This is a genomic window from Pseudomonas sp. NY8896 (genome assembly GCF_039634505.1).
The window spans coordinates 1,573,741-1,595,310 of sequence record NZ_CP132350.1 but is presented as its reverse complement, the minus strand read 5'-3'; the positions used below and the strand labels follow the sequence as shown (position 1 = coordinate 1,595,310).

The 21,570-nt window shown below is 61.2% G+C and carries 25 protein-coding genes; 11 read left to right on the top strand and 14 right to left on the bottom strand.

All coding sequences use genetic code 11. The features are described from left to right. Positions 1-13: 13 nt before the first annotated feature. Positions 14-808: a 16S rRNA (cytidine(1402)-2'-O)-methyltransferase gene (gene rsmI, locus Q9451_RS07115; protein ID WP_231118587.1), complete on the bottom strand. Its 795-nt coding sequence runs from the start codon at positions 806-808 to the stop codon at positions 14-16. A gap of 267 nt (positions 809-1,075) precedes the next feature. Between rsmI and Q9451_RS07110 the strand changes: the two genes are divergently transcribed. The 5 genes from Q9451_RS07110 (at position 1,076) to Q9451_RS07090 (ending at position 4,859) form a co-directional block, all read left to right on the top strand. Further along, entirely contained in the window at positions 1,076-2,893 is a 1,818-nt protein-coding gene (locus tag Q9451_RS07110) for a penicillin-binding protein activator (RefSeq protein WP_012274068.1), read from the top strand. Beyond that, complete coding sequence (locus Q9451_RS07105; protein ID WP_012274069.1) at positions 2,893-3,264, top strand: YraN family protein; 372 nt, start codon at positions 2,893-2,895, stop codon at positions 3,262-3,264. The genes Q9451_RS07110 and Q9451_RS07105 overlap by 1 nt, the downstream gene beginning before the upstream one ends. 86 nt (positions 3,265-3,350) lie before the next feature. Then, complete coding sequence (locus Q9451_RS07100; protein WP_012274070.1) at positions 3,351-3,944, top strand: phosphoheptose isomerase; 594 nt, start codon at positions 3,351-3,353, stop codon at positions 3,942-3,944. Next, the gene (locus tag Q9451_RS07095; RefSeq protein ID WP_012274071.1) at positions 3,941-4,519 is read left to right on the top strand and encodes a BON domain-containing protein; all 579 of its coding nucleotides are present in this window, start codon (positions 3,941-3,943) and stop codon (positions 4,517-4,519) included. The genes Q9451_RS07100 and Q9451_RS07095 overlap by 4 nt, the downstream gene beginning before the upstream one ends. A 121-nt stretch (positions 4,520-4,640) precedes the next feature. After that, a complete protein-coding gene (locus Q9451_RS07090) occupies positions 4,641-4,859 on the top strand; it encodes a YgdI/YgdR family lipoprotein (protein ID WP_012274072.1) in 219 nt (72 codons plus the stop codon). Positions 4,860-4,909: 50 nt separating this feature from the next. On the opposite strand, the gene Q9451_RS07085 is transcribed toward Q9451_RS07090, so the two are convergent. The 7 genes from Q9451_RS07085 to rplM all read right to left on the bottom strand — a co-directional run bounded on the left by Q9451_RS07085 (position 4,910) and on the right by rplM (position 9,774). Further along, complete coding sequence (locus Q9451_RS07085) at positions 4,910-5,341, bottom strand: ClpXP protease specificity-enhancing factor (RefSeq protein ID WP_012274073.1); 432 nt, start codon at positions 5,339-5,341, stop codon at positions 4,910-4,912. Between the two features lie 10 nt (positions 5,342-5,351). Continuing rightward, complete coding sequence (locus Q9451_RS07080; protein WP_012274074.1) at positions 5,352-5,975, bottom strand: glutathione S-transferase N-terminal domain-containing protein; 624 nt, start codon at positions 5,973-5,975, stop codon at positions 5,352-5,354. Positions 5,976-6,092: 117 nt separating this feature from the next. Beyond that, complete coding sequence (locus Q9451_RS07075; protein ID WP_012274075.1) at positions 6,093-6,872, bottom strand: cytochrome c1; 780 nt, start codon at positions 6,870-6,872, stop codon at positions 6,093-6,095. Next, on the bottom strand, positions 6,872-8,083 hold the full coding sequence (locus Q9451_RS07070; RefSeq protein ID WP_003251825.1) for a cytochrome bc complex cytochrome b subunit: 1,212 nt from the start codon (positions 8,081-8,083) through the stop codon (positions 6,872-6,874). The genes Q9451_RS07075 and Q9451_RS07070 overlap by 1 nt, the downstream gene beginning before the upstream one ends. Continuing rightward, a complete protein-coding gene (gene petA / locus Q9451_RS07065) occupies positions 8,083-8,676 on the bottom strand; it encodes a ubiquinol-cytochrome c reductase iron-sulfur subunit (protein WP_003251823.1) in 594 nt (197 codons plus the stop codon). Before petA ends, Q9451_RS07070 begins: the two co-directional genes overlap by 1 nt. Positions 8,677-8,938: 262 nt before the next feature. Then, entirely contained in the window at positions 8,939-9,331 is a 393-nt protein-coding gene (gene rpsI / locus Q9451_RS07060; RefSeq protein WP_003260797.1) for a 30S ribosomal protein S9, read from the bottom strand. A gap of 14 nt (positions 9,332-9,345) precedes the next feature. Then, a complete protein-coding gene (gene rplM, locus Q9451_RS07055) occupies positions 9,346-9,774 on the bottom strand; it encodes a 50S ribosomal protein L13 (RefSeq protein ID WP_003251819.1) in 429 nt (142 codons plus the stop codon). 258 nt (positions 9,775-10,032) lie between these two features. Here rplM and Q9451_RS07050 point away from each other — a divergent pair, with 258 nt between their 5' ends. Together Q9451_RS07050 and Q9451_RS07045 are read left to right on the top strand one after the other, a co-directional pair. Continuing rightward, on the top strand, positions 10,033-11,073 hold the full coding sequence (locus Q9451_RS07050) for an NADP(H)-dependent aldo-keto reductase (protein ID WP_012274076.1): 1,041 nt from the start codon (positions 10,033-10,035) through the stop codon (positions 11,071-11,073). A 179-nt stretch (positions 11,074-11,252) separates the two neighbouring features. After that, positions 11,253-12,173 carry a GlxA family transcriptional regulator gene (locus tag Q9451_RS07045; protein WP_171577226.1) on the top strand — a complete coding sequence of 307 codons (921 nt, stop codon included), beginning with the start codon at positions 11,253-11,255 and terminating at the stop codon, positions 12,171-12,173. A 31-nt stretch (positions 12,174-12,204) separates the two neighbouring features. Here Q9451_RS07045 and zapE read toward each other — a convergent pair whose 3' ends face one another. The 3 genes from zapE to Q9451_RS07030 all read right to left on the bottom strand — a co-directional run bounded on the left by zapE (position 12,205) and on the right by Q9451_RS07030 (position 15,394). Further along, complete coding sequence (zapE, locus tag Q9451_RS07040) at positions 12,205-13,299, bottom strand: cell division protein ZapE (protein WP_012274078.1); 1,095 nt, start codon at positions 13,297-13,299, stop codon at positions 12,205-12,207. A gap of 84 nt (positions 13,300-13,383) precedes the next feature. Continuing rightward, on the bottom strand, positions 13,384-14,733 hold the full coding sequence (locus tag Q9451_RS07035) for a tryptophan--tRNA ligase (protein WP_012274079.1): 1,350 nt from the start codon (positions 14,731-14,733) through the stop codon (positions 13,384-13,386). Between the two features lie 25 nt (positions 14,734-14,758). Beyond that, a complete protein-coding gene (locus Q9451_RS07030; protein WP_012274080.1) occupies positions 14,759-15,394 on the bottom strand; it encodes an alpha/beta fold hydrolase in 636 nt (211 codons plus the stop codon). Between the two features lie 135 nt (positions 15,395-15,529). Here Q9451_RS07030 and Q9451_RS07025 point away from each other — a divergent pair, with 135 nt between their 5' ends. Beyond that, positions 15,530-15,967 (top strand): DUF1043 family protein, encoded by a 438-nt coding sequence (locus tag Q9451_RS07025; RefSeq protein WP_012274081.1) that lies wholly within the window; start codon positions 15,530-15,532, stop codon positions 15,965-15,967. A gap of 59 nt (positions 15,968-16,026) precedes the next feature. Here Q9451_RS07025 and Q9451_RS07020 read toward each other — a convergent pair whose 3' ends face one another. After that, positions 16,027-17,223 carry a methionine gamma-lyase gene (locus Q9451_RS07020; RefSeq protein ID WP_012274082.1) on the bottom strand — a complete coding sequence of 399 codons (1,197 nt, stop codon included), beginning with the start codon at positions 17,221-17,223 and terminating at the stop codon, positions 16,027-16,029. 127 nt (positions 17,224-17,350) lie between these two features. On the opposite strand from Q9451_RS07020, the gene Q9451_RS07015 reads away from it, so the two are divergent. The 3 genes from Q9451_RS07015 (at position 17,351) to Q9451_RS07005 (ending at position 18,519) form a co-directional block, all read left to right on the top strand. Next, positions 17,351-17,830 (top strand): Lrp/AsnC family transcriptional regulator, encoded by a 480-nt coding sequence (locus Q9451_RS07015; RefSeq protein ID WP_012274083.1) that lies wholly within the window; start codon positions 17,351-17,353, stop codon positions 17,828-17,830. A gap of 114 nt (positions 17,831-17,944) precedes the next feature. Then, positions 17,945-18,265, top strand: a complete 321-nt coding sequence (locus Q9451_RS07010) for an S-type Pyocin (RefSeq protein WP_012274084.1) — start codon at positions 17,945-17,947, stop codon at positions 18,263-18,265. Continuing rightward, a complete protein-coding gene (locus tag Q9451_RS07005) occupies positions 18,262-18,519 on the top strand; it encodes a bacteriocin immunity protein (RefSeq protein WP_012274085.1) in 258 nt (85 codons plus the stop codon). The genes Q9451_RS07010 and Q9451_RS07005 overlap by 4 nt, the downstream gene beginning before the upstream one ends. A 93-nt stretch (positions 18,520-18,612) precedes the next feature. On the opposite strand, the gene cysN is transcribed toward Q9451_RS07005, so the two are convergent. Both cysN and cysD read right to left on the bottom strand, forming a co-directional pair. Next, positions 18,613-20,514, bottom strand: a complete 1,902-nt coding sequence (gene cysN / locus Q9451_RS07000) for a sulfate adenylyltransferase subunit CysN (RefSeq protein ID WP_012274086.1) — start codon at positions 20,512-20,514, stop codon at positions 18,613-18,615. Between the two features lie 16 nt (positions 20,515-20,530). After that, entirely contained in the window at positions 20,531-21,448 is a 918-nt protein-coding gene (gene cysD, locus Q9451_RS06995; protein WP_003251799.1) for a sulfate adenylyltransferase subunit CysD, read from the bottom strand. Positions 21,449-21,570: the final 122 nt, after the last annotated feature.

The window sequence follows — 21,570 nt, the reverse complement described above, 5'->3', positions numbered from 1 at the left end:
TATCAAAGTGCCACTATTCGGCTTTCTGCTTTTCAAGGGCAAGTTGATACAACAGGTTCTTGCGCACACCGGTAATTTCCGCGGCAAGTGCCGCCGCCCGCTTCAGCGGCAACTCGGCCAACAGCAGGTCGAGCACACGCTGCGCCTCGGCGCTGATGGCCTGCTCGCCCTCCGGCGCACTCCAGCCGCCGACCAGCACCACGCATTCACCGCGCTGCTGGTTGCTATCACCAGCAACGAATGCACGTAGCTCCGCCAGCGGCAAACCCTTCAGGGTCTCGAAGGTTTTAGTCAATTCGCGCGCCAGCAACGCCGGGCGGTCGCCACCAAATACCGCTTCCATGTCCTCAAGGCACTCCAGGATCCGGTGCGGGGCCTCATAGAAAATCAGCGTACGTGGCTCTTCCTTTACTTGCTCCAGGCGTGCCCGACGCCCGGCCTGCTTGGCCGGCAGGAAGCCTTCGAAGATGAAGCGGTCCGACGGCAAGCCGGCTGCCGACAGCGCGGCGATCAAAGCACAGGCGCCCGGCACCGGCACCACGTTCACGCCCGCGGCCCGCGCCTGGCGCACCAGGTGGTAACCCGGATCGGAAATCAGCGGCGTGCCGGCATCGGAAACCAGCGCCACATGCTCACCCGCGAGCAGCTTGGTGAGAAAGCGCCCGCCCTCGTCGCGCTCGTTGTGCTCATGGCAGGCCGCCAACGGCGTATCGATGCCAAAGTGTTGCAGCAGGCGGATCGAATGACGGGTGTCTTCGGCGGCGATCAGGGCCACATCCGCCAGCACCTTCAGCGCCCGGGCGCTCATGTCGTCGAGATTGCCGATGGGGGTTGCCACCACATACAGCGTCCCCACCGTGGATTTCGAAGCCCCTGCCACATCAGTCACTGCGTACACCTGTCATTTGGATCAAAGGCGCCATTGTAGCCCGAGCGCCTGCAACAGGGCGCAAAGATCTTCGCCGGCGATCAGTAACAAGCCGCCTATAGTGAAGGATCGACACAGCAACATCGCGCCCCGGCCAGTGCTTGGGTACAATTGCCGGCCAACTTGATCGAGTAACAGGACCTTTACATGATCGCTTGCCTGCGGCTGCTCACAGCCCTCTGCCTCGCCGCCCTGCTGGCAGCCTGCGCCAGCTCGCCCTCATCCAGCCTGGGCGAACTGCCACGCACCCCGGACGCCAGCATCGAGCAACTGCTCGAAAAAGCCGCTTCCAGCAAGTCTGCTGAAGACGCGGCCCTGCTGCGCCTGAGCGCGGCCGACCTGGCCTACAAGCAGAAGGATTTCCCACGCGCCGCACGCATTCTCGAGCAGGTTCCGCTGGACACGCTCAAGCCGGCCCAGCAAGTGTTCGCCAGCACCCTCGCCGCCGAGCTGGCCATGAGCCGCAACCAGCCCAAAGCGGCCCTGGCTGCCCTGGCCCACCCCAGCCTGCAGCGCGTAGCTGAGCTGCCAAAGGAACAGCAAGCGCGCACCTACAACGTGCATGCCGCCGCCCTCGAAGCCGACGGCCAGGCCTTGGCGGCCGCACAACAGCGCGTGCTGCTGGCCCCGCTGCTCAGCGGCCAGGCCGCCAGCGCCAACAATGACGCCATCTGGGCCCTGGTTGCCTCACTGCCGGCAGAGCAACTGCAACAGCCAGCCAACGATCAGACCCTGGCCGGCTGGACCAGCCTGGCCTTCGCCGTGAAAAGTGCAGGCACCCTGGAACAGCAACAAGCGGCCATCGAGACCTGGGTCAAACAACACCCGGACCACCCTGCCGCCCAGCAACTGCCGCTGGCGCTGACCAAGCTCAAGGAACTGGCCAGCCAACCGCTGACCAAGGTCGCCCTGCTGCTGCCTCAGGAGGGCCCGCTGGCCGGTGTTGCCCGCGCCCTGCGTGACGGCTTCATGGCCGCTCACTTCCAGGCCCAGCAAGCCGGCCAACCGGCACCTGCCGTGCAGGTGTTCGACAGCTCGCGCATCGGCTCGCTCGATGACTTCTATCGCCAGGCCCAGGCCGCCGGCGTGCAACTGGTCATCGGCCCGCTGGAAAAGCCGCTGGTGAAGCAACTGGCCGCCAAACCGCAATTGCCGATCACTACCCTGGCCCTGAACTACGCCGACGCCGGCCAGAAAGCCCCGCCGCAACTGTTCCAGTTCGGCCTGGCTGCCGAAGACGAAGCCCGCGAAGTAGCCCGCCGCGCCCGCGCCGATGGCATGGTCCGCGCCGTGGCCCTGGTGCCGAGCGGTGAATGGGGCGACCGCGTACTGGCCGCCTTCCGTCAGGACTGGGAAGGCAATGGTGGCACCCTGCTCGCCGCCGAGCGCATCGCCCAGCCGGTCGCCCTGGCCCAGCAGATTGCCGACCTGTTCCAACTGCGCCAGAGCGAAGGCCGCGCCAAGAGCCTGCAAAGCACGGTAGGCGGCAGCATTGCCGCACAACCGTCGCGCCGCCAGGACATCGACTTCATTTTCCTCGCCTCGACCCCACAGCAGGCCCAGCAGATCAAGCCGACCCTGAACTTCCAGTACGCCGGTGACGTACCGGTCTACGCCACCTCGAACCTGTACAGCGCCAGCGGTGACGTCAACCAGTACAACGACATGAACGGCATCCGCTTCTGCGAAACGCCGTGGCTGCTCGACACCAGCAACAGCCTGCGCCAACAGGTCGTACAGCAGTGGCCACAGGCCGCTGGCAGCCTGGGCCGTCTGTATGCCATGGGCGTCGATGCCTACAGCCTGGCGCCACGCCTGGGCCAGCTGAAAGCACTGCCGGACAACCGCGTCCTGGGCCTTTCGGGCAGCCTGAGCATCAACGCCAACCAACGCGTCGAGCGCCAGCTGCCATGGGCCGAGTTTGCCGGCGGCCAGGTCAAGCGCCTGCCTGACACCCCGCGCTGATGCCTGCAGCATCGCCTACCCGTGCCGGGCAAGCAGCAGAGACCCAAGCCCTTGAGTACCTTCAGGGGCAAGGCCTGCAACTGCTGGCACGCAACTGGCGATGCAAAGGCGGTGAGCTTGATCTGGTCATGCTCGACGCCGATACAGTAGTATTCGTCGAAGTCCGCTACCGGTTGCACGCGGGCTTCGGAGGCGCCCTCGACAGTATCGATGGGCGCAAGCAGAAACGGCTGGTGCTTGCCGCCAGCCTGTTCCTGCAGAAGGAGCCCCACTGGGGCAACCACCCCTGCCGCTTCGACGTAGTCGCCCTGCAGGGCAGCCACCATGCAGGCAGACCGCTTCAATGGCTGAAAAACGCCTTCGAATGCTGAACCCACTTCGTTTTTTTTGCTCTATGTTTCGCGGGCTGGTCGTTGTTGCGCGTAGCAAAGGCCACCGCCCCACTTAAGGTCACCAGATGGACATGCAATCCCGAATTCGCCGGCTGTTTCAGGCCAGCATCGATACCAAGCAACAGGCAATGGACATCCTGGCACCGCACATCGAGCAGGCTAGCCTGGTCATGGTCAATGCGCTGCTCAACGAGGGCAAGATGCTCGCCTGTGGCAACGGCGGCTCGGCCGGCGATGCCCAGCACTTTTCTTCAGAGCTGCTCAACCGCTTCGAGCGCGAGCGCCCGAGCCTGCCGGCCATCGCGCTGACCACCGACAGCTCGACCCTGACCTCTATCGCCAACGACTACAGCTACAACGAAGTCTTTTCCAAGCAGATCCGCGCCCTGGGCCAGCCCGGCGACGTTCTGCTGGCGATCTCCACCAGCGGCAACTCGGCCAACGTCATTCAAGCGATCCAGGCCGCACATGACCGCGAAATGATTGTCGTAGCATTGACTGGTCGCGACGGCGGCGGCATGGCTTCGCTGCTGCTGCCCGAGGACGTGGAAATCCGCGTTCCTTCGACGGTTACCGCGCGCATCCAGGAAGTCCACCTGCTGGCGATCCACTGCCTGTGCGATCTGATCGACAGCCAACTGTTCGGGAGTGAAGAATGACCCCTATGCGCCTCGGCCTGATGGCCCTGACCCTGTGCCTGAGCGTCACCGGTTGCAGCTCGGTACTCACCTCTACCCGCAATTCGCCGATCGAGGACGATCGCGGTACGCGCACCATTGGCAGCAAGATCGACGACTCGCTGATCGAGACCAAGGCCGCCGTGAACATCTCCAAGGCCAACCCAGACCTGGACAAGGGCTCGCACATCGTTGTCAGCAGCTACAACGGCATTGTCCTGCTGGCCGGCCAGACCCCACGCGCCGACCTCAAGAGCCTGGCCGAGCAAACCGCCAGCCAGGTACAACGGGTCAAGAAAGTGCACAACGAGCTGCAGGTGATGCAGCCCTCCTCCATCCTGGCGCGCAACAACGACGCCTGGCTGACCACCAAGATCAAGACCCAGATGCTGACCGACAATGCGGTGCCAAGCTCGCGCATCAAGGTGATCACCGAAAACGGCATCGTCTACCTGCTTGGCCTGGTCACCCAGCAAGAGGCCAACTCGGCCACTGCCGTGGTGCAAGGCGTGTCGGGCGTGCAAAAGATCGTCAAGCTGTTCGAGTACATCGACTGACTCTCCGGCCTCTTCGCGGCTAAAGCCGCTCCTACAGGGGTACGCTACACCCTGTAGGAGCGGCTTTAGCCGCGAAGAGGCCGGCGCAGACAACACCCTCAAGAAACCCAGGAAACACCGCATGAAAAAGCTTCTGCTGCCCGCCCTGCTGATCGGCACCTTCGCCACCCTGGCCGGCTGCTCCACCCCAAGCCTGATCACCCTCAACGATGGCCGTGAAATTCAGGCTGTCGATGCACCAAAGTTCGACCGCGACGCCGGCTTCTACGAGTTCCAACAGCTCGACGGCAAGCGCACCCGCATCAACAAGGACCAGGTACGCACCATCAGCGACCTGTAACCCAGATTGGCGGTAAAGAAAAAGGCGATCCGGTTGGATCGCCTTTTTTGTTACTTGACCACTTTCAGGCTTGGCCGACCAGTCGGACGCGGCGGCTGGCCACCGCCCTCTGGCGGGCCATCGTCATCCGGCTGTACATCATCGTCTTCAAGGTCGTCGCCATCCATCAACGGGGACTCCAGCTCGAAGACCATACCCTGGCCATTTTCGCGAGCATAAATGCCCAGGATGGCGCCAACCGGCACGTACAACGAATGAGGCACGCCACCGAAGCGGCCATCGAAACTGACCGCTTCGTTGTCCATCTTCAGGCTCCGCACGGCACTTGGCGAGATATTCAAGACGATCTGGCCATCACTGGCGAAACCATCCGGCACCTGAACTTTCGGGAATTCGGCATTGACCAGCATATGGGGCGTGCAATCGTTGTCGACGATCCACTCGTACAGTGCTCGAACCAGATAGGGGCGACTGGAGTTCATCAACGGCTCCTTAAAGCTTGCGCATTTCACGTTCTACGGAGGACAGGCTCGCCTGGAAAGACTCGCGGGCGAACTGGCGCTCCATGTAATCAAGCAGCGGCTTGGCTTGCCGCGGCAACTCGATACCCAACACCGGCAGACGCCAGAGTATGGGCAATAGACAGCAATCGACCAGGCTTTGCTCATCACTCATGAAGCAGGCGAACTCGCTGAACAACGGCGAGACCCCGGTCAGGCTTTCACGCAAGGCCTTACGCGCATCGGCTCGGACAGCCTCTTTGCTGCGCGGGTCGAGGACGGTATCGGCCAGGGCACACCAGTCGCGCTGGATGCGGTGAATCAGCAAACGGCTGTTGCCGCGCGCAACCGGGTAGACCGGCATCAGCGGCGGGTGCGGGTAACGCTCTTCGAGGTATTCCATCACCACGGTCGACTCATACAACGCCAGGTCTCGGTCGACCAAAGTCGGCACGCTGCCGTAAGGGTTGACCTCGACCAGCTTGGGCGGCAGGCGAGCAGGGTCGACATCGATGACCTGCACGCTCACACCCTTCTCGGCCAGCACCAGGCGAACCCGATGAGAATAGTGATCAGCGGGATCGGAATAGCAGGCTAACCTGTTGGTTGCGCCCATGTAGCGGCTCCTCGCACGGGATGCTTGTGACACTGTAAATGAAAACGCGCCCGGGGCACCCTGGCAGTATTGCCAGGGCGCCACGGGCGCGTTCAACAACCAGAAACTACTGCGTGATCAGTGCACGTCCTTCCAGTATTCACGCTTGAGCAAGTAGGCGAATACGAAGAAGAAAGCCAGGTACAGCAACACGTAGGTACCGATGCGCTGGCTTTCCAGTTTGACCGGGTTGGCCGAATAGGCCAGGAAGGTCACCAGGTTCTTGACCTTCTCGTCGAACTGCTCAGTGGTCAGGGTACCGGATTTCGGCGTAATGGTCAGCTGGTCACAGGCTTCATGGGTTATCGGGCTGCCGGTCAACGGGTCGAATTGCTTCTTGCCATCGGTCACGGTCTGCACCTGCTTGCAGCCGATCACCTGGTTACCCTGCAGGCCAACCAACACGTTCGGCATGCCGACGTTCGGGAACACCTTGTTGTTCACCCCGTAAGGCCGCGACGGGTCCTCGTAGAAGCTGCGCAGATAGGTGTACAGCCAGTCGGTACCGCGCACCCGAGCCACCAGGGTCAGGTCGGGTGGCGCAGCGCCGAACCAAGTCTTGGCGTCGCTGGGCTTCATGCCGATCTGCATGTGGTCACCGATCTTGGCACCGGTGAACACCAGCTTCTCGAGCATCAGCTCGTGCGGAATGCCCAGGTCATCGGCCACTCGCTCGTAACGCTGGAACTTGGCACTGTGGCAACCCATGCAATAGTTGGCGAAGGTACGCGCACCGTCCTGCATGGCGGCCTTGTCGGTCAGGTCGATATCGGCCTTGTCCAGCTCCAGGCCGTGTTCGGCAGCGAAGGAAAAGGCAGGCATCACTGCCAGCAAAAATACTGCAATCAACTTTTTCATCAGCCAGTCACCCTTTCCGGAACCGGTTTGGTCTTCTCGAGCCTTGTGTAGAACGGCATCAGCAGGAAGTAGGCGAAGTACAGCACCGTGCATACCTGCGACAACAAGGTACGCCCAGGTGTCGGCGCCAGTACGCCCAGCACGCCGAGGATGACGAAGGCCACGCAGAACACCAGCAGGAAGACCTTGCTGATCCAGCCCTTGTAACGCATGGAACGCACCGGGCTACGGTCGAGCCAGGGCAGTACGAACAGCACGGCGATGGCCGCACCCATGGCAATGACACCCATCAGCTTGTCGGGCACCGCACGCAGGATCGCGTAGAAGGGTGTGAAGTACCACACCGGAGCGATGTGCTCAGGGGTCTTGAACGCGTTGGCCTGCTCGAAGTTCGGTTTTTCCAGGAAGTAACCGCCCATTTCCGGGAAGAAGAACACCACGGCGCAGAACACGAACAGGAACACCACCACCCCGACAATGTCTTTGACGGTGTAGTACGGGTGGAACGGAATGCCGTCCAGCGGAATGCCGTTTTCGTCCTTTTTCTTCTTGATGTCCACGCCATCAGGGTTGTTCGAACCCACTTCGTGCAGCGCAAGGATATGCAGCACCACCAGGCCGAGAATCACGATTGGCAGGGCAACCACGTGCAGGGCGAAGAAGCGGTTCAGGGTGATGCCCGAGATCAGGTAGTCACCACGGATCCACTGGGTGAGGTCGTCACCGATCACCGGGATGGCACCGAACAGCGAAATGATCACCTGGGCGCCCCAGTAAGACATCTGCCCCCACGGCAACAGGTAGCCCATGAACGCTTCAGCCATCAGCGCCAGGTAGATCAGCATGCCGAACAACCAGACCAGTTCGCGTGGCTTCTGGTAGGAGCCGTAGAGCAGGCCGCGGAACATGTGCAGGTAGACCACGATGAAGAACGCAGACGCACCGGTAGAGTGCAGGTAGCGCAGAATCCAGCCGTACTCCACATCACGCATGATGTACTCGACCGAGGCGAACGCCTCTTCCGCCGAGGGCGTGAAGCTCATGGTCAGCCACACGCCGGTAACGATCTGATTCACCAATACCAGCAATGCCAAGGAGCCGAAGAAATACAGGAAGTTGAAGTTCTTGGGCGCGTAATACTTGCTCAGGTGGTCTTCCCACATCTTGGTGGCGGGGAAGCGAGCATCAATCCAGTCCATGAACTTGCTCATCATGCGTTCTCCTGGTCGACGCCAATGACGATGATCTCGTCCGACTCGTAAGAGTGCGGTGGCACGGGCAGGTTGAGAGGCGCCGGCTGCGACTTGTAGACACGGCCAGCCAGGTCATAGTGGGAGCCGTGGCATGGGCAGAAGTAGCCACCTACCCATTTCGGGCCAAGGTCGGCGGGCGCGACTTCCGGGCGGAAGGTGGGCGAGCAACCCAGGTGCGTGCAGAGGCCCACGAGAATGAGGATTTCCGGCTTGATCGAGCGAACCTCGGGGTCGACGTAAGCCGGCTGGACCGAGGCCTTGGACTCTGGATCAGACAGATCGCCGGTGATTTTTTTCAGGTTACCGAGAATCTCCTCCGTTCGGCGCACGATGAATACGGGCTGGCCACGCCACTCGGCCACCATCTGCTGCCCGGCCTCGACCTTGGCAATATTGACCTTCACCGGTGCACCCGCGGCTTTCGCCTTGGCACTGGGAAACCATGACCCCACGAACGGTACCGCAGCCCCCACTGCTCCCGCTGCCCCGACCACGGATGTCGCGGCTACGAGGAAGCGGCGCCGGCCTGCGTTGACGCCGTCATTGCTCATTCAGTCCTCTCCCATCAGCTTGCTTGGCCTGTTGAACCAGGCTTGTACTTAGGTTGTGTCAATGGCACTAAAAATTGGCCGCCATGGTAAGAAACAAATCCACACACTGACAAGGTGATTACCCCGGCAAGGGTGACAACCCGCGCTTTGCTTGATCTGTGTCTATGCGACAAGCGGCCACTGACATGCTGACAGGTTAGTTCAAGCCAAAAAAAAAGCCCGGTTCCAAGGAACCGGGCTTTTTTCGACTGCCGAAGCGGTATTAACGCTTGGAGTACTGAGGACGCTTACGCGCTTTACGCAGACCCACTTTCTTACGCTCAACTTCACGAGCGTCGCGGGTGACGTAGCCAGCACGACGCAGAGCGCCACGCAGGGTTTCGTCGTATTCCATCAGAGCGCGGGTGATACCGTGACGGATCGCACCGGCTTGACCGCTGACACCACCACCGGAAACGGTGACGTAGATGTCGAACTTCTCAACGGTTTCGGTCAGCTCGAGTGGCTGGCGAACAACCATGCGAGCGGTTTCGCGACCGAAGAACACGTCCAGAGAACGGTTGTTGATGGAAATGTTACCAGTACCCGGACGCAGGAATACGCGAGCGGTTGCGGTCTTGCGACGGCCAGTGCCGTAATTTTGAGTCGCCGACATAATGAACTATCCCGTTAGATCTTCAGTTCTTGAGGCTGCTGAGCAGTGTGTGGGTGAGCAGCACCCGCGTACACTTTCAGCTTGCGGTACATGTCGCGACCCAGCGGGTTCTTAGGCAGCATGCCTTTGACCGCGGTTTCGATAACACGCTCAGGGGCCTTGGCGATCAACTTCTCGAAGTTGATTTCCTTGATACCGCCCGGGAAGCCGGAGTGGGAGTAGTACATTTTGTCGGAAGACTTGGCACCAGTCACACGAACCTGCTCGGCGTTGATAACGACGATGTAGTCGCCGGTGTCAACGTGAGGGGTGTATTCTGGTTTGTGTTTGCCACGCAGACGGGTAGCGATTTCGGTAGCCAGACGACCCAGGGTCTGGCCAGCGGCGTCGACTACGAACCACTCGCGCTTTACTGTTTCCGGTTTAGCAGTAAAAGTTTTCATTCTCTAAAGCCTCAGAGGCCGCCCAGCGAAAAATAGACGGCGAATCTTACTGGATAGTGCACAGCTTGCCAAGGGCAAGCGCGCAGCCGAACACAGACGCTTTTGGGGGCTCGGGTCGGGCACGCCAATGTTCGACGGGGTTCTTCCTGCGTGATGGTGCATCACTTCCGCCACGCGGAGAGGGGCTGAATTATCCAGATTGCGAGAAAAATTTCAACCTGCTTTGATAGGCTTCTATTGCCAAGGAGTGTCTAACCGATGGAATACCGTCAGCTCGGCCGTACCGACCTCAACGTCAGCGCCCTGTGCCTGGGCACCATGACCTGGGGCGAGCAGAACGTTGAAGCCGAGGCCTTCGAACAGATTGCCCGGGCCAAGAAAGCCGGGGTCAACTTCATCGACACCGCCGAAATGTACCCGGTGCCACCCCGCCCGGAAACCTACGCTGCCACCGAACGCATCATCGGCAACTGGTTCCGGGCCAACGGCGATCGCGATGACTGGGTCCTGGCCAGCAAGGTCGCAGGCCCCGGCAACGGGATCAGCCACATCCGCGACGGCCAGCTCAAGCACAACCGCCAGCACATCGTCGCGGCGCTGGACGAAAGCCTCAAGCGCCTGCAAACCGACCGTATCGACCTGTATCAGTTGCACTGGCCGGAGCGCAGCACCAACTTCTTCGGCAAGCTGGGCTACCAGCACCTGCCACAGGACCATTTCACCCCGCTGGAAGAAACCCTCGAAGTACTCGACGAGCAGGTGCACGCGGGCAAGATCCGCCACATTGGCCTGTCCAACGAAACGCCGTGGGGCACCATGAAGTTCCTGCAGTTGGCCGAAAGCCGTGGCTGGCCGCGGGCGGTGTCGATCCAGAACCCGTATAACCTGCTCAACCGCAGCTTCGAGGTAGGCCTGGCGGAAGTGGCCATCCGCGAGCAGTGCGGCCTGCTGGCCTATTCGCCGCTGGCCTTCGGCATGCTCTCGGGCAAGTACGAGAACGGCGCACGGCCGGGCAACGCACGCCTGACCCTGTTCAGCCGCTTTGCCCGTTATTCCAACCCGCAGACCGTGGCAGCCTGCAGCCGCTATGTGCAACTGGCCCGCGAGCACGGCCTGGACCCGGCGCAGATGGCCCTGGCGTTCGTCACCCGACAGCCGTTCGTGACCAGCAACATCATCGGTGCCACCAGCCTGCAACAGCTGGACAGCAACCTGGCGAGCCTTGAGCTGAACCTGAGCGATGAGTTGCTGGCGGCGATTGAAGCCATCCACCAGGAGCAGCCTAACCCGGCACCTTGAGCTGCAAAGCAGCCCCGCTGTTACATGGGGTAGACACAATCGCCAAAAAATAAGACGATCCAGCCGGTGATTGACCACTCTACCCTATAAGAACAATGACAATGATGTTTACCCAACCCTCCGCGTCGCTGCGGCGCGTCAGCATCCTGGCCATTGACAAGGTGTTTGCTTCGACCTTGATGCAGGCCAAGGACTTCTTCCACCTCGCCAGCCTGCGCTACAGCAAGCAGCTGGGCCTGGGTTTGCAGCCCATGTTCGAAATCCGCCTGGTGAGCCCCGACGGCCAACCTGTGGACAGCTTCAGCAATGTGCAGCTACCGGTCGATGGCGGCCTGGACGACGCCGATGTGATCATTCTCCCGGCCTACTGGGATGACTTCGACAACCTCCTGCAACGTTACCCGCAGGTGCTGCCGTGGCTGCGTGAGCAGCACGCGCGTGGCGCGGTGCTGTGCGCCGAGGCCAGTGGCGTGTTCTGGCTGGCCGAGTCGGGCCTGCTCGACGGCAAGGAGGCCACCACCTACTGGCGCTTCTTCAGCAGCTTTGCCGAACGCTTCCCGAAGATCCGCCTGAACCAGGACAAGCACCTGACCGATGCCGACAATATCTATTGCGCCGGCGGTGCAACTTCAGCCTGCGACCTGTACATCTACCTGATCGAGCGCTTCTGCGGTGCCAATGTGGCCCGTGCGGTGTCACGCGACATTCTTTACGAAGTGCAACGCAACTACACCCCGGGGCGCATGGGCTTTGGCGGGCAAAAACTGCACCAGGACCTGATCATCCTGCAGATTCAGCACTGGCTGGAAGAGCACTTCGCCGACAAGTTCCGCTTCGAAGATGTGGCCCGCAACCACGGCATGAGCATCCGCAACTTCATGCGCCGGTTCCAGGGCGCAACGGGTGACAAGCCGCTGCACTACCTGCAACGGCTACGCATCGAGACAGCCAAGGGGTTGTTGTCGAGCACGCGCAAGAGCATCAAGACCATCAGCTACGAGGTCGGTTATGACGATGCCAGTTTCTTCGCGCGGCTGTTTCGCCAGCACACCGAGCTGTCACCAAACCAGTATCGGCAGCAGTTCATGCAAGAGGCTTGAGGCCAATGGGGCCGCTTTGCGGCCCCCAAATTTATGGCTTGTGCGCGCGCGACAGGAATTCGTGCGACTGCATCTCCAGCAACCGGCTCAGGGTACGCTGGAACTCGAAGCTCAGGCGCCCACCGGTATACAGGTCCTTTAGTTCCACCTCGGCCGAGATGATCAACTTGACGTTGCGGTCGTAGAACTCGTCCACCATGTTGATGAAGCGACGGGCGATGTCGTCGGTGGTAACGCCCATCTGCTCCACGTTGCTGAGCAACACGGCGTGGAAGATCTTGCCCAGTTCGATGTAGTCGTTCTGGCTGCGCGGCCCGTCGCACAGGGCGCGGAAGTCGAACCAGGCGACGTCGTCGCACGTACGCAGGGCATTGATCGGGCGGTTCTCGATCATCAGCACGTCGTTCTCGACCGCCTGGGTGCACTCAGGGGTCAGCGCCTTGAAGCTGGCACGCATGCTCTGATGCGCCGCATCATTGAGCGGGAAGTGGAACAGTTCGGCCTGTTCCAGATGACGCAGGCGGTAGTCGACGCCGCTATCCACGTTCACCACGTCGGTGTACTGCTTGATCATGGCGATGGCCGGCAGGAAGCGCGCACGTTGCAGGCCGTCTTTGTACAAGCCGTCCGGCACGATGTTGGAGGTGGCCACCAGCGATACGCCGTTCTTGAACAGTTCTTCCATCAGGGTGCCGAGGATCATGGCATCGGTAATGTCCGACACGAAGAATTCGTCGAAGCAGATGACCTTGGCTTCTTCGCTGAAGCGCTTGGCGATGATGGTCAGCGGGTTCTTCTCGCCCTTGAGGGTTTTCATTTCCTCGTGCACGCGCTTCATGAAGCGGTGGAAGTGCGTGCGCATCTTCTGCTTGAACGGCAGCGCTTCATAGAATGTATCGACCAGGTAGGTCTTGCCTCGCCCTACCCCACCCCAGAAGTACAGGCCCTTGACCGGGGTCTGCTCCTTCTTGCCGAACAACTTGCCGAACATGCCTGGCTTATTGTTCTGCGCCTGCACCAGGTCGTCGTACAGGCGCTGCAGGTGACGCACCGCAGTTTCCTGCGCCGCGTCATGGAAGAAGTCGGGACGTTTCAGATCTGCTTGATAGCGTTCTAAGGGAGTCATGATTCGTTAGCGAGGCAACAAAAAACGGGCCGTCACTGTAGCGACAGGCCCGCTTAATGGCAATCAGACTTGCGTCAATATGCCTCAGTCGTGCTGTGGTGCCAGGGCATCACGCAGGCTTTGAATGGCCACATCACGGGCTTCGGTGCTGTCAAACTGCGGCCCGTCGGCAACCTGCTCGCCATTCAGCCACAGGCCGAAGCTCAGGCCTTCAACCCGTACATCGGCCTCGCCACCCTGTTGCAGCTGCTTGCTCACGGCGCCGGCGCTCTTGCCGTCGGCAAAGCTGCGCGACAGCAGCAGTTGCTCGCCGTCAGCGGCCAGCAGGCGGAAGCGGAAGCTGCCATCTTCGTCACGGAAGCTGACAAAGCGCGCACTCTTGGCGGCTTTTTTCTTCACTTCGGCAGTGGCCTGCACGCCAGTACGGAACGAACGCAGGCCAACGGCTTCGCGCAGTTGCTCGAGGAACGGCGTGGCAATCTTGCGGGCCTTGGCGGCGCCGGCCAGCAGGATGTCTTCCAGGTCCGCCGGGCGGGCGATCAACTGGTGGTAGTACTCGCGTTTTTCGGCCAGTTGGCCATCCAGCAACTGGAACAGGCGCTGCTTGGCATCGCCCCAGCCCAGACCCTGCAGCAGCTCTTCACGGAAGCCGGCGCATTGCTCCGGCGTCGAGAAAGCCTGGTACAGGGTGAACAGGTGCGAGTTGTCCGGGTCTTTCGCTTCGCCTGGCGCGCGCGAGTCGGTGACGATGCGCGAAATGGCGTCCTTCATGTCCTTGGCGCTGGTGAACAACGGGATGGTGTTGTCATAGCTCTTGGACATCTTGCGCCCATCCAGGCCGGGCAGCGTGGCCACGCTTTCTTCGATCACCGCTTCTGGCAGGGCGAAGAAGTCCTGGCCCTGACCGAACAGGTGGTTGAAGCGTTGGCCGATGTCGCGGGCCATTTCCACGTGCTGGATCTGGTCACGGCCAACCGGCACCTTGTTGGCGTTGAACATCAGGATGTCGGCAGCCATCAGCACCGGGTAGCTGAACAGGCCCATGCTCACGCCGGCGTCCGGGTCTTCGCCGCTCTCGACGTTCTTGTCCACCGAGGCCTTGTAGGCATGGGCACGGTTCAGCAGGCCCTTGGCGGCAACGCAGGTCAGCAGCCAGGTCAGCTCGGGGATTTCCGGGATATCGGACTGGCGGTAGAAGGTCACCTTGTCTGGGTCCAGGCCACCGGCCAACCAAGTGGCGGCGATTTCCAGACGCGAACGTTGAATGCGCTGCGGGTCGTCGCACTTGATCAGGGCGTGGTAGTCGGCCAGGAAGTAGAACGAGTCGACACCGGGCTGCTGGCTGGCACGGATCGCCGGGCGGATGGCGCCGGCGTAGTTGCCCAGGTGCGGTGTGCCGGTGGTGGTGATACCGGTAAGAATGCGCGTGGTCATGGGTGTTCGCTTATTCAGGCTTGGCTCAGTTCGAAAGGCGCGGCAGCAGCAGATCCTTCAGATCGGTCAGCTTGCCATGGAAGAAGTGTCCGCATTCTGCCACTTTCAGCAGCTCATGGGGGCGCGACAAGCTGTCGGACCACTCGTAAACCAGCTGCGGCGCGACGACTTCGTCGGCGTCCGGTTGCACCACGGTGATCGGGCAACGCTGCGGCACCGGGAACTCGGTGGTCAGGCGCATGACGGCGGGGGCGATCATGAACAGATGCTGCAACTGCGTGCCTGCAGCTTCCAGGCGCCCAGCCAGGCTGGTGGCCACGAAACCACCGAACGAGAAGCCCATCAGCACAAGTGGCAGCTCGGGGTGTTTGGCACGCAGCCAGGCGGCAGCGGCCTCGGCATCGGCCACTTCGCCAGCGCCCATGTCATGGCTACCGGCGCTCTGGCCAACACCACGGTAGTTGAAACGCAGGGTCACATAGCCGGCATCACGTGCGGTGCGCTGCAGGGTCGAGACCACCTTGTTGAGCATGGTGCCGCCCTGGACCGGGTTGGGGTGGCAGATCAGCACCGCGCCACGGGCGTCGGCCACGTCCAGGTACAAGGCTTCCAGCTGGCCGCTGGGGCCATCGATGAACAAGGGGGTTTCGCGGACAAGCAAGGCACTACTCCGTGACCTCGGGAAGGGTCGATTCGTCTAGGTGAGGAATTCTGTTCTGATTTGCGATCGCTCGCGGTATACAGCGCAGGTCTGAGCCGTTAACGTAAAGCAAAGCCGTTTATAGAGGAAGGACTCGTGGAACTCTCGCTCCTTGTTTGGTTGTTGCCAACCCTGGCCCTGGTCATCGGTGTGGCGGTCGGTTTCATCGTTGCCCGCCTGCTGCCCAATGCGGCGCCGAGCAACACCCAGCGCCAACTGGATGATATCCAGAAGCGTTTCGACAGCTACCAGAACGAAGTGGTCACCCACTTCAACAGCACCGCCATGCTGGTCAAGAAACTGACCCAGAGCTACCAGGACGTACAGGATCACCTGGCCGAAGGCGCCAACAGCCTGGCCCTCGACGACGTCACCCGCCAGCGCCTGCTGGCTGCGCTGCATTCCGAAGCGCCGCAAGGCCCGCGTGACCGCCTGACCCCGCCGAAGGACACCGCCGAAGTGCCACGCGACTATGCGCCAAAAGCGCCGAACTCGCCGGGCATGCTCGACGAGAGCTACGGGCTCAAGCGCTGATCGGCTGAACATGAAAAAGGCCTCGCAAGAGGCCTTTTTTGTGGGCTGGTACAGGCTGCCTATTTGCAAGCCTGCAATGCCTGCTCGACATCCGCCAGCAGGTCTTCCACATCCTCCAGCCCCACCGACAACCGCACCAATCCTTCCGATATGCCGTGATGCGCCCGCTCCTGCGGCGTGTAACTGGAATGCGTCATGCTCGCCGGATGCTGCGCCAGCGATTCGGCATCACCCAAGCTCACCGCCCGTGCAAACAGCTGCAGCGCATTCATGAAGCGCCGCCCGGCGTCGATCCCCCCCTTGAGCTCGAAGGCAATCATCCCACCCGGCAAGCGCATCTGCCGCTGCGCCAGTTCGTATTGGGCGAACGACGGCAAACCTGGGTAGTGAATAAGTTCCACCTGCGGCTGCCGCGCGAGGAACTGCGCCACCTGCAAGGCGTTGGCGCAATGGCGGTCCATGCGCAGGGCCAAGGTCTTGATACCGCGCATCAGCAGCGACGCGTCATGCGGCGACAGCACCGCCCCGGTCATGTCCTTCAGCCCCTCCAGGCGAATGCGGTCGACCAGCGCCTTACGCCCCACCACCAGGCCCGCCGTGATATCACCATGGCCACTGAGGTACTTGGTCGCCGAATGCACCACCAGGTCCGCCCCAAGCTCCAGCGGCCGCTGCAGGTACGGCGTGCAATAGGTGTTGTCGACCACCACAAGTACATCACGCCCTCGTACTGCCTCGACGACCGCCGCTATATCCACCAGTTGCATGTTGGGGTTGGCCGGCGTTTCGAAGTAGATCATCCGTGTTTTGCTGTTGATCGCCGCTTTCAGGGCCTTGGCATCATTGAGGTCGACATGGTGGATCTTTACCCCGAACTCGCCAATGCCGTGATGCAGGAAAGCGAACGTGCAGCCATACAAAGTACGCCCGACAATCAGTTCATCGCCAGGCCGCAGCAAGGTCCAGATGGTCGAAGTGATCGCGCCCATCCCCGACGCCAGCGCCAGCCCCGCCTCACCGCCCTCCAACGAAGCCATGCGTTGCTCGAGCAAGGCCAGGGTGGGGTTGGAGATGCGGCTGTAAAAGTGGCCCGCCTCCTCCCCGGCGAAGCAGGCTGCGCCGTACTCAACGGTGGGAAAGGCATAGGTAGCGGTCTGGTACACCGGTGGCACCAGGGCACCACCGTGGGAAAGCGGGTCGTAGCCATGGTGAATGGCCCGTGTGGAAAAACCGGTGTTGTTATGGGAGTCGCGCATGGCAACAGCCTCTTGTGGTTTGTTATAAGCTTATGCCACCGGGCTGCCCGATTTTTTCCAAATTGGCCCACGCATACGCGTGCTTGCTGGAACGAAAACAATAATCAACGGACCAGGAGGGCAAAATATGCCTTCAAGCCTCGATCGCACCGACCGCGCCCTGCTGGCTGCGTTGCAGGACAACGCCCGCCTCACCATCGCCGAGCTCGCCGACCAGGTGGCGCTGACCACCTCGCCCTGCTGGCGACGGGTCAAGCTGCTGGAAGACAACGGCTACATCACCGGCTACCAGGCCATCCTCTCGCCCAAGTCGCTGGGGTTTGGCGTGACGGCGTTCGTCAGCATCATGATGGACTCGCACACCAAGGACATGGCGCTGGCGTTCGAGCAGCGACTGATGGAAATTCCCGAGATCGTCGCCTGCCACAACATCTCAGGGCGCTATGACTTTTTGCTGGAAATTCTGGCGCGGGACCTGGAGTCGTTTGGCGAATTCACCCGGGAAGTGCTGCAACGGCTGCCGGGGGTGAAGGAGATCTATTCGAGTTTTTCCTACAAGGCGGTGAAGGAGAAAAGGGTAATACCTGTGTCGGAAAAACACATCTAAGACAGATCTTCCCAATCAGCAGGAACGTTCCTACTGACACGCAGTCCGTCTCTGACATACATAAAACTCGTCTCCGGGCACACTTTCCATGCCTCTTATTCCAGGGACGACTCCATGGCCAGCCATCTTCCAGAGTTCATCATCCAGAAACTCGCAGGTCGAACATTCCACAGCTTCGACCATTTTTCCCAGTCCTTCTGGCTGGCGATCGCAGAGGACCCAATCTACAGCCAGCAATTCATCCCCGCCCAGCTCAACCGCCTCAAGAAAGGCTGGCCCCCTCGCGCGCCATTCCATGAGACGGCAAAGGGGCTGCGCTCCTATCAGCTATGCCACCTGAACCCGCCCGAGTGGGGTGGGCTGATGTACGACGCTGAAAACCTGCGAATCATGAGCGCGATGCAGTACACGCTTTCATCGGAGGCGCCCTGGTGATAAGCCTGAAGCAGGACCTGGCAGACTATTCATACAGTGAGTTCCGCTCGATAGTAGACGCGCTAATTCAGGCGACAGGCTCCCGGGAATGGCAGGAAAGACTGCTGGAGCATTTTATCGAGCTGGTTGCGCACCCCGATGGTTCTGACCTGATCTATTACACCGGGGATAAACCGGAAGACTGCACTGGGCAGGTAATGACTCGCATCGTGGCATGGAGAGCGTCGAAGGGCCTTTCAGTGTTCAGGGACTGACAGCGGGCGCAGCATTGGGTGATGATCGCCTCACAAGCCGGTATTGCACACAAAAAACCCCGCCGAAGCGGGGTTTTCCTTGCAGCCTAGCGCTTAGATCGCGCCACGCTGACGCAGCACGTCCAGCACCAGCTTCACACCTTCGTCCACGCTGGTGGACTGGGTGTCGATCACAAGGTCAGCATCCAGCGGCACATCGAACGGGAAGCTTTCGCCCGGGATGTTGTCGCCGCCGGCGGCGTACAGGCCTTGCGGGTCACGCTCGCGGCAAGCCAGCGGCGAAGCCTGGACGTAAACAGTCACCAGGCGGTCCTTGCCGATCAGCGCCTTGGCCTGTTCGCGGCCTTCGGCATCCGGGGCCACGAACGCAGCCAGGGTCAGCAGGCCGGCCTCGTTGAACTGGCGCGCCACATGGGCGGCGCGGCGCCAGTTTTCGGTGCGACCGGCGCGGTCTTGCGGCAGGCCCTTGTTCAGGTCGTGGCGCAGGTTCTGGCCGTCGAGCACGTACACCGCACGGCCCATGTCGAACAGCTTGCGCTCCACGGCATAGGCCAGGGTGCTCTTGCCAGCGCCGGACAGGCCGCTGAACAGCACGGTGGCTGGCTGCTGGCCGAAGCGCAGGGCGCGCTCTTCGGTCGACACGTGGGCCTGCTTGCCATGCTGGCCGGTGCTGCCGTGTGGCAGAACGGGCGGAGCGATGATCATGCCGGCGCCAACGGTGCCGTTGGTCAGGCGGTCGATGACAATGAACGCACCGGTGGTGCGGTTGCTGTCGTAGCCGTCCAGGGCGATCGAGGCGTCCAGTGCAACCTTCACGCGGCCGATCTCGTTCAGCTGCAGTGCGCTGGCAGCGCCCTGCTCCAGGGTGTTCACATCGACCTTGTGGGTGATGCTGGCAATCGAGCCCGGCACATAGCTGGTGGCGCGCTTGATGTCGTACTTCTTGCCCGGGAGCATCGGCTCTTCGGCCATCCACACCAGCATGGCGTCGAACTGGTCGGTCACCGGCGGTACGTTGTCGGCATGTACCAGCAGGTCGCCACGGGAGATGTCGATCTCGTCTTCCATGGTCAGGGTCACTGCCTGGCCTGGGCCGGCGTTTTCCAGCTCACCTTCGTAGGTGACAATGGACTTGACGCGGCTGCTCTTGCCCGACGGCAGCACGACGATTTCGTCGCCCTTGTGCACCACGCCGCTGGCGATGGTGCCGGCGAAGCCACGGAAGTTCAGGTTCGGGCGGTTCACGTACTGCACCGGGAAACGCAGGTCGGTGAAGTTGCGGTCGGCCGACACTTCGACGGTTTCGAGGATTTCCATCAGCGTCGGACCGGCATACCACGGCGAACGCTCGCTGTGGTTGACCACGTTGTCACCCTTGAGCGCCGACATCGGCACGAAGTGCAGGCTGCTCGGGGTCAGGTTGATGGCTTCGGCGAACTGCAGGTAGTCGGCCTTGATCGACTCGAAGACGTCTTGGTCGAAGCCCTTGAGGTCCATCTTGTTGACCGCGACCACGATGTGCTTGATGCCCAGCAACGAGGCGATGTAGCTGTGGCGGCGGGTCTGGGTCTGCACGCCGTAGCGGGCATCGACCAGGATGATCGCCAGGTCGCAGGTGGATGCACCGGTGGCCATGTTGCGGGTGTACTGCTCGTGGCCCGGGGTGTCGGCAATGATGAACTTGCGCTTGGCGGTGGAGAAGTAGCGGTAGGCAACATCGATGGTGATGCCCTGCTCACGCTCGGCCTGCAGGCCGTCTACCAGCAGTGCCAGGTCGACTTCTTCGCCGGTGGTACCGACTTTTTTCGAATCACGGGTGATGGCCTCGAGGTGGTCCTCGTAGATCATCTTCGAATCGTGCAGCAGGCGCCCGATCAGGGTGCTCTTGCCGTCATCCACGTTGCCGCAGGTGAGGAAACGCAGCAGTTCTTTGCGCTCGTGCTGAGCCAGATAAGCGAGGATGTCTTCGCTGATCAAATCGGATTGGTGCGACATGGAGTAACCCTGAAAATTAGAAGTAGCCCTGACGTTTTTTGTCTTCCATGGAACCGGCGCCATCGTGGTCGATGACTCGGCCCTGGCGCTCGGAAGTGCGCGTCAGGAGCATTTCCTGAATGATGTCGGTGAGCGTTTCGGCTTCCGACTCGACAGCGCCCGTCAGCGGGTAGCAGCCAAGGGTACGGAAACGCACCTTCTTCTTGACGATGCGGGCTTTCTCTTCCTCGGAGAGGTGCTCGAGAATGCGCTCGTCGTCGATCATGATCAGGGTGCCGTTCTTCTCGATGACTTCACGCTCGGCGGCGAAGTACAGCGGCACGATCGGGATGCCTTCGAGGTAGATGTACTGCCAGATGTCCAGCTCGGTCCAGTTCGACAGCGGGAAGACGCGGATCGACTCGCCCTTGTTGACCTTGCCGTTGTACACGTTCCACAGCTCTGGGCGCTGGTTTTTCGGGTCCCAACGGTGCTTGCTGTCACGGAACGAATACACGCGTTCCTTGGCCCGCGACTTCTCTTCGTCGCGGCGCGCGCCACCGAAAGCGGCGTCGAAACCATGCTTGTCCAACGCCTGCTTCAGGCCCTGGGTCTTCATGATGTCGGTGTGCTTGGAGCTGCCATGGGTGAACGGGTTGATGCCCTGCGCCACACCCTCGGGGTTGACGTGGGTGATCAGTTCCAGGCCCATTTCCTCGACCATCTTGTCGCGGAAGCTGTACATCTCCTGGAATTTCCACTGGGTGTCGACGTGCATCACCGGGAACGGCAGCTTGCCCGGGAAGAAGGCCTTGCGCGCCAGGTGCAGCATCACGGCGGAATCCTTGCCGATCGAGTACAGCATCACCGGGTTGTCGAACTCGGCGGCCACCTCGCGGATGATATGGATGCTTTCCGCCTCCAGCTGTTTCAAGTGCGTCAGTTTGTCGACCATGGCTACTCACGAAAAACGATCTTATGGACGGCCTGCGGGCCGTGTTCGAGCGAGCCACTTTATCACAGCGGCTGCTTCTATTTAGGCGGCGGGCTAGATCGAAAAGGTCTAACGATATGACT